At 71.5% G+C, this 17,060-nt stretch carries 11 protein-coding genes and 1 pseudogene; 4 read left to right on the top strand and 8 right to left on the bottom strand.

Features of this window, described 5'->3' with window-relative positions:
- Positions 1–97 precede the first annotated feature (97 nt).
- Positions 98–310 (bottom strand): MbtH family protein, encoded by a 213-nt coding sequence (locus tag QA802_RS00595; protein ID WP_319171723.1) that lies wholly within the window; start codon positions 308–310, stop codon positions 98–100.
- A gap of 289 nt (positions 311–599) precedes the next feature.
- On the opposite strand from QA802_RS00595, the gene QA802_RS00600 reads away from it, so the two are divergent.
- The 4 genes from QA802_RS00600 to QA802_RS00615 are packed head-to-tail and all read left to right on the top strand — an operon-like array spanning position 600 to position 5,429.
- Positions 600–1,403 carry an alpha/beta fold hydrolase gene (locus tag QA802_RS00600; RefSeq protein WP_334517294.1) on the top strand — a complete coding sequence of 268 codons (804 nt, stop codon included), beginning with the start codon at positions 600–602 and terminating at the stop codon, positions 1,401–1,403.
- 29 nt (positions 1,404–1,432) lie between these two features.
- On the top strand, positions 1,433–3,367 hold the full coding sequence (locus QA802_RS00605) for an ABC transporter ATP-binding protein (protein WP_334517296.1): 1,935 nt from the start codon (positions 1,433–1,435) through the stop codon (positions 3,365–3,367).
- A 4-nt stretch (positions 3,368–3,371) separates the two neighbouring features.
- Entirely contained in the window at positions 3,372–4,460 is a 1,089-nt protein-coding gene (locus QA802_RS00610) for a hypothetical protein (protein WP_334517298.1), read from the top strand.
- 30 nt (positions 4,461–4,490) lie between these two features.
- The gene (locus QA802_RS00615) at positions 4,491–5,429 is read left to right on the top strand and encodes a TauD/TfdA family dioxygenase (protein ID WP_334517300.1); all 939 of its coding nucleotides are present in this window, start codon (positions 4,491–4,493) and stop codon (positions 5,427–5,429) included.
- A gap of 63 nt (positions 5,430–5,492) precedes the next feature.
- Here the strand turns inward: QA802_RS00615 and QA802_RS00620 are convergent, their stop codons facing one another.
- The 7 genes and pseudogenes from QA802_RS00620 to hppD form a co-directional block, all read right to left on the bottom strand.
- Positions 5,493–6,407: a GHMP family kinase ATP-binding protein gene (locus QA802_RS00620; protein ID WP_334517302.1), complete on the bottom strand. Its 915-nt coding sequence runs from the start codon at positions 6,405–6,407 to the stop codon at positions 5,493–5,495.
- On the bottom strand, positions 6,404–10,963 hold the full coding sequence (locus tag QA802_RS00625; protein ID WP_334517304.1) for an amino acid adenylation domain-containing protein: 4,560 nt from the start codon (positions 10,961–10,963) through the stop codon (positions 6,404–6,406). Before QA802_RS00625 ends, QA802_RS00620 begins: the two co-directional genes overlap by 4 nt.
- Positions 10,960–12,438, bottom strand: coding sequence for an argininosuccinate lyase (gene argH, locus QA802_RS00630; protein WP_319171716.1), 1,479 nt, complete (start codon positions 12,436–12,438; stop codon positions 10,960–10,962). Before argH ends, QA802_RS00625 begins: the two co-directional genes overlap by 4 nt.
- Positions 12,435–13,523 (bottom strand): cysteine synthase family protein, encoded by a 1,089-nt coding sequence (locus tag QA802_RS00635; protein WP_319171715.1) that lies wholly within the window; start codon positions 13,521–13,523, stop codon positions 12,435–12,437. Before QA802_RS00635 ends, argH begins: the two co-directional genes overlap by 4 nt.
- A gap of 37 nt (positions 13,524–13,560) precedes the next feature.
- Positions 13,561–14,598: an aminotransferase-like domain-containing protein gene (locus QA802_RS00640; protein ID WP_334534192.1), complete on the bottom strand. Its 1,038-nt coding sequence runs from the start codon at positions 14,596–14,598 to the stop codon at positions 13,561–13,563.
- Positions 14,586–15,964, bottom strand: a pseudogene (locus QA802_RS41425) (alpha-hydroxy acid oxidase). Before QA802_RS41425 ends, QA802_RS00640 begins: the two are co-directional and overlap by 13 nt.
- Complete coding sequence (hppD, locus tag QA802_RS00655) at positions 15,961–16,986, bottom strand: 4-hydroxyphenylpyruvate dioxygenase (RefSeq protein WP_319171713.1); 1,026 nt, start codon at positions 16,984–16,986, stop codon at positions 15,961–15,963. Before hppD ends, QA802_RS41425 begins: the two are co-directional and overlap by 4 nt.
- Between the last annotated feature and the right edge of the window lie 74 nt (positions 16,987–17,060).

Here is a 17,060-nt window from a genome sequence, read left to right on the forward strand (position 1 = left end):
GCCGGACAGCGGAGCGACCACGACGACGACAGCCCCCGTGGCTTCGCACCCCGCGTTCGGGGGCGAAGCCACGGGGGCTCTCGCCGTTCGCTTACGGCTAGTTCTTCGCCATGGCCTCGATCAGGCTCTTGGGGCGCATGTCGGTCCAGTTCTTCTCGATGTAGTCGAGGCACTCCTGGCGCGCCGCCTGCCCGAAGACCGACTTCCAGCCATCGGGCACATCGACGAAGACCGGCCACAGCGAGTGCTGGCCCTCTTCGTTGACCAGGACCAGGTAGTCGGCATCGGGGTCTTCGAACGGATTGGTCACCACGTCATCCTCTCTCGGGTACATGAGGTGGATCGCTCCGGTCGCGCACCGGTCGACCCCACTGGAAGCCACTATGAACCAGGGCTTCATCAGCGCGTCAACAATGACCCGCACCCGCACGCCGGCGTGTCGCCCACGCCCGTTCAACTGCGTCGGAACGCCAGTTGAACAGCGCGGAAGCGGGTCGGCGCCCACCTGTCTTGATCGGCCCGAGGGCCCGGTGCCATGGTGAGGAAGGAGCCGCTTCCCGGCCCGCCGGGCGACTCCCTTCGACGACCAGGAGACCTCCATGCCCTTCGTGAGCACCAACGGGATCCGGCTCTCCTATCAGCGCTCGGGCCAGGGGGAGCCGGTGCTCCTCATCATGGGCTCGGGTGCCGCGGGCCACGTGTGGACCTTGCACCAGACCCCGGCACTGCACCGGGCGGGATACGAGACGATCGTGTTCGACAACCGGGGCATCGGGGCGTCGGACACGCCGGCGGGGAAGTACACGCTCACCGACATGGTCGCGGACACCCGGGGCCTGATCGAGGCCCTGGACCTCGGACCGTGCCGTATCGTCGGGACCTCCATGGGCTCCATGATCGCCCAGGAACTGGCCCTCGAATCACCGCACTTGGTCCGCTCGGCGGTACTGCTCGCCACCAAGGCCCGTTCGGACCGCATGCGGCAGGCGCTGGCGGCGGCGGAGCAGGCGATGCGGGAGAGCGACGTGGAGCTGCCGCCCCGGTACGAGGCCGTCAGGACCGTGCTCGAAATGCTGTCCCCGGCGACGCTCGACGACGACGCGGCCGTCGCCTCCTGGCTGGAGATCTTCGAACTGACCGGTGGCGGCAACAACACCGCCGACGGTCAGGCATGGGTCAGCAACGCCGGCGACCGGCGCGCTGCGCTGCGCGCCGTGACGGTGCCGTGCAGGGCGATCGCCTTCGCCGACGACCTGATCTGCCCGCCGCATCTGGTCGCCGAGGTGGCCGAGGCCATCCCCGGCTGCGACTTCGTGGAGATCCCCGACAGCGGCCATCTCGGGAATCTGGAGCGCCCCGATGCCGTCAACGCCGCGATCGTCGAGTTCCTCGACAAGTACTGACGCTCATCACGGAGACGAGGCAGGTATCCATGGCGCGGACCGGGAGTCCCAGCGCGGGGCGGACGCATGTTCGGTTCGACGACAACTCGATCACCCGCCAGCGGATCAAGCGCGGCACGGTACGGCGGATCCTGCCGTACGCCATGAGACACCGCTGGTCACTGGCTCTGCTCCTACTGGTCACCATGGTCCACGCGGCGATCACGGCCACGAGCCCGCTGATCCTCAAGATGATCATCGATGACGGCATCCTGCCCGGCAGGACCGACGTCGTCGTCTGGCTGTGCATCGCCGTGGCGTGCCTGACGCTGCTGGACGCGGTGACGATCTTCGTCCAGGCATGGTGCTCGGGCCGGGTCGGCCAGGGGCTGGTCTACGACCTGCGGACCCGCGTGTTCGGGCATGTGCAGGAGCAGCCGCTGGCGTTCTTCACCCGGGCCCAGACCGGCTCCCTCGTGAGCAGGCTCAACGCCGATGTCATCGGGGCACGGGACGCGCTGACCGCGTTGCTGATCCAGTCCGTGTCGACCGTCCTGACCTTGATCCTGGTCCTGGTGGCGATGTTCTACCTGTCCTGGCAGATCGCGCTCGCGGCGCTGGTGATGGTCCCGTTCTTCCTCTTGCCGACCCGGCTGATCGCCCGTCGGCTGCAGCGGCTCTCACGGGAGGCGATGCAGCTCGACGCCGAGATGAGCTCGATGATGAGCGAGCGGTTCAACGTCGCGGGCGCGATGCTCGCCAAGCTCTACGGCCGCTCGTCGACGGAGGCGGACCTGTTCGCCGACAAGGCCGGCCGGGTCCGTGACGTCGTCGCCGTACGCGTCGTATACGGCCGGATGCTGTTCATCATCATCACCGTGCTCACCGGGATCACCACTGCCCTCGTCTACGGCCTGGGCGGCAGCCTCACCATCGACGGAACGCTCCAACTCGGCACCCTGGTGGCCATGGTCGCCCTGCTGCTCCAGCTCTACGGCCCGATCAACCAGCTGTCGACCATGCAGGTCACCGTCATGACGGCCCTGGTCAGCTTCGACCGGGTCTTCGAGGTCCTCGATCTGAAGCCGCTCATCGCGGAACGGACCGACGCCCGCGCGCTGCCCGCCGCCGCACCGGACGCCGAGGAAACGGTCCCGCTGGAGATCGAGTTCGACCAGGTTCGCTTCCGCTATCCCCACGCCGACGAGGTCTCCCTGGCTTCACTGGAGTCCATCGCCCTGCGCCGGCCCGAGAAGGCCACCGAGGCGTGGGTGCTCCAGCAGCTGAGCTTCCGCGCCCCGGCCGGGAAGCTGACGGCGCTCGTCGGCCCCTCGGGAGCCGGCAAGACCACGATCTCCCAGCTCGTTCCCCGGCTGTACGACCCCACGGAGGGGGCCGTACGGATCGCCGGCCACGACATCCGGGAGCTGACCCTGCAGTCCCTGAGAGACACGGTCGGTGTGGTGACCCAGGACGCACACCTGTTCCACGACACCCTGCGGGCCAATCTCGCGTACGCCCGGCCCTGCGTGACGGAGGAGGAGCTCATCGCGGCCTGCGAGGCGGCGCTGATCTGGGACACCGTCACCGCCCTTCCGGACGGCCTCGACACCGTGGTCGGCGATCGCGGCTACCGCCTCTCCGGCGGCGAGAAGCAGCGCATCGCCCTGGCTCGACTGCTGATCAAGGCCCCGCCGATCGTCGTCCTCGACGAGGCCACCGCGCACCTCGACTCCGAGTCGGAGGCCGCCATCCAGCGGGCCCTCAAGACGGCCCTGGCCGGCCGCACCTCGCTGGTGATCGCGCACCGGCTGTCGACGATCCGCGAGGCCGACCAGATCCTGGTCGTCGAGGCCGGCCGGATCCGCGAATGCGGCACCCATGACGAACTCCTGGCCGCGGGCGGCCTCTACGCCGACCTGTACGACACCCAGTTCGCCCAGCAGTCCACCGACGGGCAGCGGGCCACGACGCGGAAGTTGTGATCGGATGAGCATCGACGACGCAGACGAGGGCGCGGGCAGGGCGGTGAAGGCCGCCGCCGAAGCACTCGGCGACAGCCTGTCCGACCCCGTCGGCCTCGGCCACCGCAGTACGGTGCTCCGCTGCCGCAGCGCCCGGTACGGGACAGTGCTGGTCAAGGCCTACTCCGAGCGCACCGCGTTCGTCACAGAGGCGTCCGCGCTCGCCCTCGGAGCGGGAGGGCCGGAACTCCTCGCCGTGGACGCGGACCATCCGCTCGTCGTGATGGCCGACCTGGGACAGGGACCGAGTCTGGCCGACGTCCTGCTGGGCGACGACGCCGAGGACGCCGAGGAGCGACTGCTCGAATGGGCCCGGGAGCTGGGCAAGGTCGCGAGACGCGGGGCGGACAGGCAGCGCGAGTACGACGGAACGCGCAGGGGCTATGAGCCGTCGGCCGTCGCCCAGACGGCCAAGGACGCCGCGTCCGTCCGGTTCCTGCAGCGGCTCCCGTCTGTCCTCGCCGACGCGGGACTCACACCCCCGAAGGGGCTGGCGGACGACCTCGCCGAGATCGGCGCGCTCGTCGGTGACGCCTATCCGGGGCTCACGCCGGGTGACACCTGCCCCGACAACAACCTGATCACCCCGTCCGGGGTGCGGCTCCTGGACTTCGAGGCCGCAGGATATCCCTCGGTCTTCCTGACCGCCGCGTACTGCCGCATCCCCTTTCCCACCTGCTGGTGCTCCTTCCGGATCGAGCCCGCGCTCGCCGCGCGGGCCGAGGATGCCTACCGCGGGGAACTGCTGGCCGTCCACCCGGACCTGGCCGACGACGGCATCTGGCACACCGGTGTGCGGCGGGCCCTCGCCGCATGGGCTGCCAAGCTGATGTTCGTGTTCCCCGACGCGATGAACGAGGACAGGGTGCGCAACAGCCGCGGCGGCCCCTCGCCGACGGTCCGTCAGCTTCTGCGCCACCAGTGCGAGGTGCTCCACCGCGAGCTGACCGCTGCCGGAGACCTCGAGGCCCTGGCCGAGACCGCCGCCCTGGTGCTGCGCGGCGCCGAGTCATGGCAGACCCCGCCGCTGCCGCCGTATCCCGCCTTCGCGTGACCGGCGCCTCCCCAGAACCGGAGATCCCTCATGTCCGAACAGCGCACGCCCCTCCCGGGCCGTCTGGAGGCCGGCCCCGCCCGCGACGCCGTGTCCTGGATCGGCGAGCACGGCGCCCTGATCCGGGAGTCGGTGGCCACGCACGGTGCCGTCCTCGTCCGCGGCCTGCCGATCGGTGACCGCGCCGCGGCCGTCGCCGCCGTACGCGCGGTCATCGGCGAGGGCCTGGCGGAGCGGGAGGGGTTCGCCCCGCGCGACGCGTACGGCCCCGGCGTGTACTCGTCCTCGCACTGGCCCGCCGACCAGCCCATGTGCATGCACCACGAGCTGAGTTACGCGGCCACCGCACCCCGGCTGCTGGCCTTGGCCTGCGTCACTGCGCCCGCGTCCGGAGGCGTCACCGCCCTCGCCGACGCGCGGGCCGTGCTGCGCGATCTGCCGGCGGATCTCGTCGAGCGCTTCGAGCGGCACGGCTGGCGGCTGACGCGCAGCTACAACCCGCTCGTCGGCACCGCCTGGCAGGACGCATTCGGCACCAAGGACCGCGCGGAGGTGGAGCGGTACTGCGAGGCGGGCGGCCTGGAGGTGCTCTGGCGGGGGGACGACGAGCTGATCACCACCCAGTCCCGGGCGGCCGTGGTGGCGCACCCGGACTCCGGCGAGCGCTGCTGGTTCAACCAGATCGCGTTCCTCAACGAATGGACGATGGAGCCCGAGGTGCGGGAGTTCCTCACCCAGGAGTTCGGCCCCGAGGGCCTGCCGTTCAACACCTTCCTCGGCGACGGCACCCCTCTCGACCGGGCCACCGTCGACCTGATCAACAAGGTCTACGAGCGGCACACGGTGCGCGAGCCGTGGCAGCGTGGTGACGTCCTGGTCGTCGACAACGTCCGTACGGCGCACAGCCGCGAGCCCTACCGGGGTGAGCGGGAGATCGTCGTGGGCCTGGGCGAACCGTTCCGCCCCTGAGCGTGAGCAAGAAGGAAGAGAGGGGCGCACCCGGTGTGCGCCCGGTTCGTGCCGTGCGACGCCTCAGTCGAAGCTCAGCGTGCGGTACACCGTCACGTTCCCGGCGAGCTGCTGGCATTCCTGGGCGGCGGCCGCCAGCCGGGCGGGGAAGTCCGGGGCCGCCGTGTCCAGGAGGATGCCCAGCGTCGTGCCGCTGTGTCCGACGACGACGCCCAGACCACTGACCGAGTCACAGATGCCGGTCATCGCCTCCAGCGACCACTTGTACCGCAGGGCCTGGTTCATCCGGGCGCTGGCCGTCGCGACCCGGCCCACCGCGGCCAGGTCACGGCGGGCCACCGCCCGGGTGACGCGCTCCAGCAGCCGTGCGTACCGCCGTTTGTCGGCGGCGGTGAAGGGCTTGGGGATGCTGTTGAAGGCGACCGTGTCCACCTCGCCGCCCTCGTCGACGCTGACCACCGCCATCGACGGCAGCGAGCCCAGCCGGGCCCGCAGCCGCACGCTGCGGTGGTGGTAGGCGACGATCGACGGGTACAGCACTCCGTCGGTGGGCTCGATCCTGGCGAGGTGGGATTCGATACGCCGCGGGGGCATGGGCTCGTCCAGCGCGTTGGCCACGGCGCGGGCCGTGGCCACGAGGTCGGCGGACGAGCTGGCGAGGCCCTTGCCCTCGGGCAGCATGCTGTCGATCCTCAGGACACCGGCGGCCGGGCTGCCCACCTCCTCGAGGATCATCGAGGTGAGCCGCAGCGCCTTCTTCTTGCGCGGCGGCCACACGAGCAGCTGTTCGCCGTCCGGGTGGAGCTCGAAGCGGGCCACGGCCCAGCCCGCGACGGGCAGCGTCACCAGGAAGTCGCCGTCCTTTTCGGGCAGCACCCCTTGGAGCAGCTCGCCGAAGGTACCGAAGGCCGCGCTGACCCCGGTGGCGGCCACCCGGCGGTAGTGCGAACCCGCCGGGAGTGTCTGGAACGTGGTCACCTGGGTCCTTCCTGGTCCTCTCGCCCGTACGGCACGCAGGCCGCCCGCACCAGATCCGCGGCGTCCGCCGGCCGGGTGCTGACGAAATAGTGGCCGCCCTGCTCCAGTTCGTGAAGCGTCACCCGGTCGGAGACCGCCTTCCAGTCGCCGAATCCTGCCGCGTAGCGTGCTGTGGACGCGTCGTCGCGCGCGACGACGACGTCGACCGGGGCGTCGATGCGGTGGGGCGCGGCGTCCTCTCGGATCCGGATCTGGTGCGTGTTGGAGGTGAGGACGTCGTGCCGGTAGGCGCGGCCTGCCACGTCGGCGCGTTCCGGCTTGAGCGCGTCGAGTTCCACGTACGCGTTGTCGGCGCGCAGCCGGCCGAGCAGAGCCTTGTTGTCGGCGGCGGACACCTCGGCCATCTCCGCGCGCAGGGCGTCGGTGTCCTCCAGCAGGAGGGCGCCGATGAAGACGCGCTCGGCCGGGCTTGCGGTCTCCTCCAGGAGCCGGGCCGTCTCCAGCGCGGCCGCGGCGCCCGCGCAGTGCCCCCACAGCAGCACGGGCGTGGAGACCCGGTCGGCTATCTCGTCGCGCACCCGGCGTGCGATGGCGGGTACGTCCTCCATCGCCTCGGTGTCGTCGGCGAAGTCGTGTCCGGGCAGCTCCACGCCCAGCACGGCGATGCCGTCGCGCTCCAACTCGGCCGCGAGTGAACGGAAGTTGACGGCGTTGCCGCCCGCGTAGGGGAAGCAGACGAGGGTGTGGTGCGGGGTGCGTACCGACGACAGGGGCTGGAGCAGCTTCACTGCCGTGTCCTCGCCGCCGCCGCCGCTGCCGCGCTCGTCGAACGCGGCGGCGAGGTCGGCGAGGACCGGGTGGGCGACCAGGTCCTTGAGCGAGAGCGCGCGGTCGAGGCGGACGAGGAGGCGTACCGCGGCCAGTGAGGTCCCGCCGAACTCGAAGAAGCTGTCCGCCCGTCCGATCCTTTCGAGCGGTACGCCGAGGACCTCCGCCCACAGCATCGCGAGTCGCCGCTCGGTGGGGGTGCTGGGCGCGGCGTAGGTGGCGCCCGCGTGGCCGAGGGTGCCGGCGAGGCGGACCAGGGCCTTCTTGTCGATCTTGCCGTTCTCGGTGAGCGGGAGCCGCTCCAGCTGGTGGAAGTAGGTGGGCAGCATGTAGTCGGGCAGGAGCGCCGCGAGGAAGTCGCGGGCCTGTTCGACGGGCACCGCGTCGGCGCTGCTGAAGAACGCGACGAGGTTGCGCTGCTCGCCGATGCCGCCGTCGATGACGACGGCGGCCTCCCGGATGCCGTCCATGGTCAGGAGCTTGTTCTCGATCTCGCCGATCTCGATCCGGAACCCGCGGATCTTGACCTGTTCGTCGCGGCGCCCGAGGTACTCGATGCGGCCCTCGGGCAGCCAGCGCCCGAAGTCGCCGGTGCGGTACATCCGGGTGTCCGCGCGGAACGGGTCGGGGACGAATGCCTCCCGGGTGCGCTCCTCGTCGTTGATGTATCCGCGGCCCACGCAGATGCCGGAGAAGGCGATCTCGCCGGCCGAGCCGAGCGGCACCAGTGCCAGGTTCTCGTCCAGGATGTAGGTGTTGACGTTGCGCAGGGAGCGGCCGACGGTGATGAAGTCGCGCTCGGGTACGCCGTCGAGGATCTCGTGCATGGTGTCGTCGGAGACCTCGGTCGCCCCGTAGGCGTTCGACAGCTTGATGCCGGGGAAGGCGGCGAACCAGCGTTGCACCAGTTCGTACTTGAGCGCCTCACCGGTCACCGAGAGGATGCGCAGCACGCCGAGGTCGCGCGGGTTGCGCTCCAGGTGCGTGAGCAGCACCTCCAGGTACGAGGGCACGATCTGGGCCACCGTGACGCGGCCGTCGGTGATCTCGTCCAGGAACCCGGTGATGTCCAGGAGCACGTCGGTGTCGACGACGCGGACGGTGCCGCCGGTCAGCAGGGGCGCGGCGAACTGCCACAGGGAGATGTCGAAGCACTGGGACGCGACCTGGGTGACGACCTCACCGGGCCCCTCCTCCATCCCCAGGTCCTCGATCTTCATGTAGAGGTGGTTGAGCATGCCCACGTGCTCGCACAGGGCTCCCTTGGGGGCGCCGGTGGAGCCGGAGGTGAAGTAGATGTACGCCGCCTGTTCGGGGAGCACGGTCACGGCGGGCGGCTCGGCCGGGCCGTTCGCGGCGTGGACCGCGGGGACGGACAGGGCGACGGGCGGTGTGGCGACGGCGGCGGAGGCGTCCCGTACGAGTTGCTCGCTGCCGGGTTCGGTCAGCGCGAACTTGCAGGCGCTGCGGTCGAACTGGGCCGCGACCCGGTCGGCGGGGAAGTCGGGGCGCACCGGGAGATAGACGCCGCCCGCCTTGAAGACGCCGAGGGCGGCCGCGATCCAGTCGAGGGTACGGTCCATGACGACGGCGACCACGTCCTCGGTGCCCGCGCCTTCGGCCAGCAGCGCGTTCGCGACGCGGTTCGCGCGCGCGTCGAGTTCGGCGTACGTCCAGCGTCGGGTGCCGTGTTCGGCGGCTGTCGCGTCGGGGCTGCTGCGGACCCGCTCCTGGAAGAGGTCGACGAAGGTCTTCTCGGGCAGTTCGGCCCGGGGTCCGGCGAGCCCGTACAGCTGGGTGTCGATCTCGGCGTCGGACAGTAGGCTCTGCCGGTCGTGCCGCTCGGCCGGATCGGCGACGAGCAGCCGCAGCGCGGCGAGGTGGTATCCGGCAAGCCGTTCGGCGTACGTCGCGTCGAGCACGGCCCGGTCGTACCGGATCCGCAGCGCGAGCCCGTCGCCGTCCCGGTCCCATGCGGTGCGCAGGACGACGCCGTCGCCGAGGACGCCGTCGTCGGCGGCGGCCGCGTGGCCGGCGAGACCCGACAGGTCGAGCACGGTCTCCGGGCCGATCGAGCCCTCGACAGCCGCGCCGGCCGCGGCGGTGACCAGGTCCGCCCAGGAGGAGTCGGCGACGGTCAGGCGCAGTGTCGTCCCGGTGGCGTCCGGCTGCCGTACGAGGCCGATGAGCAGGTCGCGTTCGGCGGCGACGGTGGCCAGTACGCGCGCGTGCGCGGCGGTCAGCAGGGCCGTCAGGGTGGCGCCCAGTCCGGTGGCGGTGTGCTCCAGCGCGTCCGCGAGGCCGGCGGGCAGCCGGGTCCGGTGCGTGCCGGTGCCCTGGCCGCCGCCGGAGGGTGCGGTCCATCGGGGGATCTTGGTGAACGCCTGCTTCTTCGTGTCGTCCCTCATGGGCGCCCGACTCCTTGCTCCGGTGCGTGCGGGGTTTCCGGGATGCGGATGCTGCGGCGTCGCCGTCGTCGGATCGTCCAGGTGGATGCCGATCATCCGGGTGGCCGCCAGGGCGCGCCCGGCGGCCTGCTCCGTGTCGGATCCGGTGGCGACCACGCAGCCCAGGCGGTCCTGGAAGGAGTGCGTGATGCGGACGGTCCGGCCCACGGCGGTGCTGGTCGTCACGGCCACGACTCCGGGGGCCGCCGCGGCGGCTTCGGTGCCGTCGACGGCCGTGACCCGTCCTTCCCGCCGCGCTTTCAGGAAGCGGACGGCTGCGTGCCCGGTGCCGGTCCTCGCGGGCGCCGGATCCTGCCCGGCCGTCCGTGCGACGACCGCGTCCACTAGGTCGACGCCGAGGGCTGCGCGTACGGCGACGGGGATCATGCCGCCCGCGAGGCGGGGGTTGACCTCGATGACGACGGGGCCTTCGGGGGACAGGCGCAGTTCGGTGTGGGCCGCGCCCCAGCCGAGGCCGAGGGCGGCGAGAGCGCCGAGGGCGGTCCTCGCGAGGGCCTCTGTGATCGCTTCCGGTACGGGCGCGGGCACGTCGTGCCCGGTCTCGACGAAGTACGGCTCGGGCCCGATGTGCTTGGCGACGACGGCGACCACGGTGTCGTCGAACGTCTCGACGGAGAACTCCGCTCCGGTGACGGCCGCTTCGACGAGGATCCGCGTCGGCACGGGATTTCCGCGCTCGTCGGTGGACCGGCCGAGCAGTTCGTCCGCCCAGGACCGGGTCTCGCGGCGGTCGCGGCACAGCCGTACGCCCACGGAGCCCGACCCGCTCACCGGTTTGAGCACGACGGGGTGGCCGATCGCGTCGGCGGCCCGTACCGCCGCGTCCACATCGTCGACGGCCGTGAACGCGGGCACCGGCACCCCGGCCGCCCGCAGTGCCAGGCGCTGGACGTCCTTGCTGCGGCAGCGGGCGACGGCGTCCCCGTCGGCGGCCGGCAGCCCCAGCTCGGCGGCCGTGTGGGCGGCGGTCGACACGAAGTACTCGGAGCTCGAGGTGACCCCGGCGAGGCCTCCGTCGGCGACGAGCGCGGCGCAGGCGTCGAGGACGGCCGGCAGGTCGCCGGTGTCCAGGACCCGGATGTCGATGCCGTCCGTCTCGGCATACGGATAGCGGGCGGGGTCACGGGTCAGCAGCACCGGGCGCAGCCCGCGTGCCCGTGCGGCGGCGCAGAACTCCCGTCCGGTGCCGGTGGTGTTGCTCTCCAGGAAGGCGAGCCAGCGGCCGTCCGCGCCCGCTTCACGTACTGTCGACGGCCTCATGTCGTGCCTCCGGTCCCGTGCTCCGTGACGACGGCGTCCACCGCCGCCGCCAGCTCCCGGGCCGCGTCACGCACGCGGGCCCGGTGCCCCGTGAGCCATTCGGCGTGGCCGGCGAGGCACTGCCGCAGGACGCCGACGATCCTGTCGCACTCCCCCGGGCCGCCGCCCCGGTCGTGCGCGGCGACGACGTCGCGGAGCGAGGCGAGTTCGGCGCCCAGGTCGAGGGGTGTCCCGTCCGGCAGCGCGATCTTCGTGAGTTCGGTGTCCCCCGCCTCGACGGCGTCCCGGACGGCGGCGCCGACGACATGGTGGGCGGTGCGGAACGGCACGCCCCGGGCGACGAGCCGGTTGGCGATCACGGTCGCGGTCACGAAGCCTTCCCGCGCCCGCTGCTCCATGCGGGCGGCGGCGGGGCGGGCTCCGGTGACGAGGACCTGGGTGAGCAGGACGGAGTCCCGTACGGCGGTGAACGCAGGCCAGGCCACGGCGACCGCTTCGGTGCCGACCTCGATGGAGTTGGTGAAGGGCGTCGACTTCATGGCGGCCGCCGAGGCCGTCCACGCGCCGACGGCGGCCGCGGCCTTCGCCTTGACGTGTTCGAGGAGGAAGGCGTTGCGCTTCTGCGGCATGGCGGAGCTGCCGCCGACGAGTCGTTCGGGGAACTCGATGAAGCCGAACTCCTGGGTGCTCCACAGCTGGAGGTCGGTGGCCAGGCGGGTGAGGGTCAGCCCGGCCGACGCGACCGCGGCGAGAGCGCGCAGCACCGTGTCGCGGGCGGCCACCGCGTCGGTGGCGTGCAGCGGCGGCTCGGCGAAGCCCAGCAGTGCGGCGGTCCGCGCCGGTTCGATGGGCAGGTCGGTGCCGGCCACCGCGCCCGCGCCGAGGGGGCAGCGGCGCAGTTCGTCGATGGCGTACCGCAGGGCGGCGATGTCGCGGTCGAGTGCCGTGGCGAGGCCGGCGAGGTAGTAGCCGTAGCCGATGGGCATGGCGGGCTGGAAGTGGGTGTAGACGGGCATGACGACGTCGCGGTGGACGCGGGCGCGGGAGAGCAGGGCGGCCTGGAGCCGCAGGATCTCGCCGAACAGGTCCGTCAGCTCGGTGCGCAGCCGGATCGCGGTGATGGTCGCCTTGATGTCGTTGCGGGAGCGCCCGGTGTGCAGCTTTCCGCCGATGTCGGCGCCGAGTTCGGCCACCAGGTGGCCCTCGTACATCAGGTAGAGGCCACGGGGTGCGTCGAGGCCGTACAGCTCGCGGAAGTCGTCGTTCTGAAGGCTCGTGATGCGGGCGAGGAGGGCTGCGGCCGTGCTGCCCGACAGCAGCCCGGTCTCGGTCAGCATCACGATGTGGGCGAGGTCGATGGTGCTGGTGAGGTCCAGCTCGGCGCGGATCTCGCCGGGGCCCGGTTCGCCGTACACGACGCGGCGGGTGCGTGGTCCGAGCGTACGGGTGAGCCGGCCGGTACCGGCGGCGGTCATGACGGGGTCCGCTCGGTGAGGGCGCCAGGGGCGTCGACGAAGCGGGGCACGGCGCCCGGTACGTCGTCGTAGGCGCGGCGGCCCCAGGCGAACCGGGTCCATCGGTCCTCGGCCTTGTCCGGGGCTTCCACGGTCACCGGCCCGGCCGGCCGGTCGGCCTTGGCGAGCAGATGGCCGTTGTCGGCGAGCCACGCGTCGTCGTAGACCGTGGCCTGGTAGCGGTAGCCCTCGTCGGGAAGCATCACGACGCAGGTCCGGTCGGGGTGGCGCTCGGCCCACCAGCGGGCGACCAGGTACGCGGCCCCGCTCGTGGGGCCCTGGAAGAGGGCGTGCCGGGCGTGCAGCTCACGGGTGTGGGCGAAGGCCTCGGCGGCGGAGCACCAGTGGACCTCGTCGAAGACGCTGTGGTCGAGGTTGGCCGGCCACAGGCTGTTGCCCAGGCCGCGCAGTGCGCGCGGTCCGTCGGCCTGGCCGAACAGGACGCTGCGGTGGGAGTCGACACCGATGGCGAGCGTGTCCGCGGTGCGCTCGCGCAGGCCGCGCACGGTGCCGCACATGGAACCGCCGGAGCCGACCGGGCCGACCACGCAGTCGACCGTCGTGAGCGCGCGGGAGAGCTGTTCGGCGACCACGGCGTACGAGCGCGGGTTGTCGGGGTTGCTGTACTGCTCGGGGCAGAACGTGTCGGGCAGTTCCGCGCGGATCTCGGCGAGCCTGCGCAGCCGTGCCTCCTGGAAGCCGCCGACTTCCGCGGGCTCCTGGCAGATCTCGATCCGGGCGCCCAGGTCGGTGAGCCTTCGGTACAGGTTCGCGTCGATGGCGGGGTCGCTGACCAGGATCAGTTCACGTTTCAGCAGCGCCGCCCGCATCGCGAGGCCGAGGCCGAAGGTGCCCGACGTCGTCTCCACGATCACCGTGTCCGGCCCCAACTCGCCGCGTTCATCGGCTCGTTCGAGTATGTACGAGGCGGGCAACAGCTTCATCAGGGTGAAGGAGGCACCGTACAGGTTGGGACCGAGCCTGATCAGCCGCGGCATCATCTGCGCCTCGGCGATCGAGTCGTACATCCCGGTGGTCACCGGCATGGAAAGCTCCCGCGGGTCTGTGGCGGACGAGAGGTGATCATGAGTGGCCCTGGGACCTGATGAAGTGCGCGAGACGTGCGACGCCCTCCGCGATCTGTCCGTGCGTCAGATAGCTGACGGACAGCCTGAGGGTGCGGTCTCCGCCGCCTTGGGGATAGAAGTACGACATCGGCGTCCAGATGACCCCGAACTCCTCGGCGGAGCGCACCAGGGCTGCGTTGTCCGCCCGGAAGGGCACCGTGACCGTGAGGAAGAAACCACCGGTGGGCTCGTTCCAGCGGACGCCGAGCGCCGCCCTCTCGTCCTCGGGGAAGCACGTCGCGAGCTCCGTCAGCGTGACCCGCATCGCGTCGCCGTAGTACGCGGCCGTCTTGGTGTTGAGCTGCGAGGTCCGTCCGCCGGCGGCGAGAAGCATGCCCGCCACCACCGCCTGGCTCACCGGGGAGGTGTTCACCGTCACCATGCTCTTGATCTTGGAGAGCTCGTCCGCCAGCAGGCCGGTGGCACCGGTCCGGTCGGTGACGAGCTGGTCCGCGACGGCGAAGCCGATCCGGGCGCCGGGGAAGAGCGTCTTGGAGAACGAGCCCAGATGGACGACCCGGCCTGTGCGGTCGAGGGACTTGAGGGTCGGCAGCTGCTGTCCCGGGCTGACCATCCGGTAGGGGCTGTCCTCCAGGATCAGGATGTCGTGACGGTCGGCCACGTCGAGCAGTTCCCGGCGCGTGCCGAGCGGCATGGTGTTGCCGGACGGGTTCGAGTGGTCAGGAGTCACGTAGAAGGCGCGTGGGCGGCGTCCGCGTGCCTTCTCGGCGAGGATCGCCGCCTCGAGATCGGCGCAGCGGAATCCGTCCTCGGCCTCCTCGACGGCGATGGTGACGACGTCGAGGAGGCGGGCCGCACCGGTGATGCCCACGTAGCAGGGGCTGGCGACCAGCAGCACGTCCTCGGGGCCCGGGATCAGCGCGCGTACCGCGAGGACCATCGCCTCCTGGGCTCCGACGGTGACCACGATGCTCTCGGGCGGTACGTCGATGTCCTCGTCCCGGCGCAGCGATTCGGCGATCAGTTCGCGGATCTGCCCGCTGGTGGGCCCGTACTGGAAGAGTGCGGAGCGGACCTCGGCGGGGAGGCCCCGCTCGTCTCCAGGTGGTCGAGGTAGCGGCGCAGGTACGTGAAGATCTGCTCGGTGTCGAAGAAGCCGTCGTACGGGCGGCCCGGCGCGAACGAGATCGCCTCGGGGTAGCGGTGGGTGATCTCGTTGAGGAAGTTCATGGTGTCGAGCACCGGATCGCGGAGGCTGCCGTGCAGGTCCTCCTTGCGCAGCCCGGAACCGTTCGGTGGGGCGGGCGCCTGCCGGGGGGCCGGCAGCGTGGGGGGCCGCACCAGTTCGGGGCCCGCGGTGGCGGTCGATCGGGTGCCGGTGAGGGTCATCGCCTCGGTCAGTTCGCCGGTGACGATGTCCAGGACGTGCTCGACACCCTCCTGTCCGCCGACGGCCAGGCCGTGCAGGACCGGTCGGCCGATGAGCACCGCGTCGGCGCCCAGCGCGAGGGAGGCGAGGACGTCCGTACCGCGCCTGATCCCGCCGTCGAGGAGCACGGGGCACGCCCCCGCGACCTCCGCCGCGATCTCGGGCAGCGCCTCCAGGGTCGCCGGGGCCCCGTCGAGCTGGCGGCCGCCGTGGTTCGAGACGACGATGCCGTCCACCCCGGCGGCGATGGCCAGCCGGGCGTCGAAGGCGGTGAGAACGCCCTTGACCAGGACGGGGAGTGAGCTGACCGCACGCAGCCAGTCGATCACGGACCAGTCGAGGGCGGGGTCGAACTCGGCGAGGGCGTGATCGCTGGGCGAGGAGTAGTCCCCGCGGGGGAGGTTGGCCGGTTCGATGCCCGCCGGAAGCCGGAAGCCGGCCCGTTCGCTGCGCAGCCGGCGGCCGAGCCGGGGGTGTCGACCGTCAGGACCAGCGCCTCGAAGCCCGCCTCCTCCGCGCGTTCGATGAGCTTGCGCGTCGTCGCGCGGTCGCGGAAGCAGTACGCCTGGAGCCAGAGCGGGCCGGTGGCGGCCGCGGCGATGTCCTCGAAGGTACGGCTCGCGAAGGTGCTCACGATCAACGGCACACCGGCCGGTCCGGCGGCGCGGGCGGTCGCCACCTCGCCTTCGGGGTGGGCCAGCGCGTGGTAGGCCACGGGTGCGATGCCGACCGGCGCCGCCCACGTGCGTCCGAGCATCCGGACCTCGGTGTCGGGCCTGCCGACACCGGTCAGGAACCGGGGCCGCAGCCGGGTCTCCTCGAACGCCTGGACATTCGCCGCGAGTGTCCGCTCCTGCCCCGCGCCTCCCGCGAGGAAGTCCCAGACGTCCGGTTCGAAACGCCCCTGAGCCGCGCTCTCGTAGTCGGCCAGGGTGAGCGGACGGCCGGCGGCGGGGCCGGTGACGCTCATCCGGCGGTCAGCCGGTCGCGCTCCACCGCTTCGTACAGGGCCCGGATGTTGGCGCTGCCGAAGCCCCGGGAGCCCCGGCGCTGGATGAGCTCGAAGAAGAGCGTGTTGCGCTGGTACGGGGAGCGGGTGAACAGCTGGAGCAGATGGCCCCATTCGTCGCGGTCGGCCAGCACCTGCGCACCCTTGAGCCCGGCGATCTCGGTGCGCAGATCGGCGAACCGCTCGGTGAGCATGTCGTAGTAGGTGTCCGGGGTGGCGAGGAACTCCACGCCCCGGTCACGGAACTCCCGTACCGCGGGGATGATCTCCTCGACCAGGAAGGCGAGGTGCTGCACGCCCTCACCGCCGTTGCGCTCCAGATAGGCGTCGAGCTGTCCCGGCTGCTTGCCGGGGTCCGGGGCGACCAGGGTGAAGATGACGCGCTCGGACGCGCTGCGCACGACGACGGAGTCCATCGCCTGATCGCCGACGGCGACGTATTCGGAGGAGTAGCGGGTGAAGCCGAAGGCGTCCCGGTAGAAGTCGGCGTAGCTCTGCAGGCTGCCCCCTTCGAGGCAGACCGCCACATGGTCGAGGCGCTGGATCGGTCCGTCAGCCGCCGGGGCGTCGGTCACCGGGGCGGCGACCCAGGTGCGGCCCGTGGGCGGCGTGGCGAAGGGGCGGTCGACCGACGGGAGGAGGGTGTGGGTGACGTCGCCGAATCCCGACACGATGGGGGTGTCCCGCAGGGACGTGACGACCTTCGCGCCGGCCGCCACCGCCGACTCGCTGGTGGCCTTCACATCGTCACAGGTCAGCGCGAGGTCGGCGATGCCGTCGCCGTGGTCGTCCAGGAACTTCCAGACGCCCCGGCCCGAGGTGACGACCAGTTGCACCTCGCCCTGGCGCAACAGCACCGAACTCCTGTCGACCTCCACGCAGTCCGCGACCCGCGTGAAGCCCATCGCCGAGACGAAGTAGTCGACCGTGGACACCTTGTCTCTTGTGTAGAGCTCCGCGTACGCGATGTCGTGCACTGCCATGGAAGTACCTCCTGAAGGGGCTGGTCGCCAGAAGTCGGTCGGTGCTGTTCGCAACTGGCCGGTCCAGGGCCTGC

The sequence above is a fragment of the Streptomyces sp. B21-105 genome (genome assembly GCF_036898465.1).
GTDB lineage: Bacteria > Actinomycetota > Actinomycetes > Streptomycetales > Streptomycetaceae > Streptomyces.

Bases quoted from the DNA above. Each gene is read 5' to 3' on its own strand.
- QA802_RS00600 (WP_334517294.1), top strand. From the start codon at position 600: ATGCCCTTCGTGAGCACCAACGGGATCCGGCTCTCCTATCAGCGCTCG.
- QA802_RS00605 (WP_334517296.1), top strand. From the start codon at position 1,433: ATGGCGCGGACCGGGAGTCCCAGCGCGGGGCGGACGCATGTTCGGTTC.
- QA802_RS00610 (WP_334517298.1), top strand. From the start codon at position 3,372: ATGAGCATCGACGACGCAGACGAGGGCGCGGGCAGGGCGGTGAAGGCC.
- QA802_RS00615 (WP_334517300.1), top strand. From the start codon at position 4,491: ATGTCCGAACAGCGCACGCCCCTCCCGGGCCGTCTGGAGGCCGGCCCC.
- QA802_RS00625 (WP_334517304.1), bottom strand. From the start codon at position 10,963: ATGAGGCCGTCGACAGTACGTGAAGCGGGCGCGGACGGCCGCTGGCTC.
- argH (WP_319171716.1), bottom strand. From the start codon at position 12,438: ATGACCGCCGCCGGTACCGGCCGGCTCACCCGTACGCTCGGACCACGC.
- QA802_RS00635 (WP_319171715.1), bottom strand. From the start codon at position 13,523: ATGCCGGTGACCACCGGGATGTACGACTCGATCGCCGAGGCGCAGATG.
- hppD (WP_319171713.1), bottom strand. From the start codon at position 16,986: ATGGCAGTGCACGACATCGCGTACGCGGAGCTCTACACAAGAGACAAG.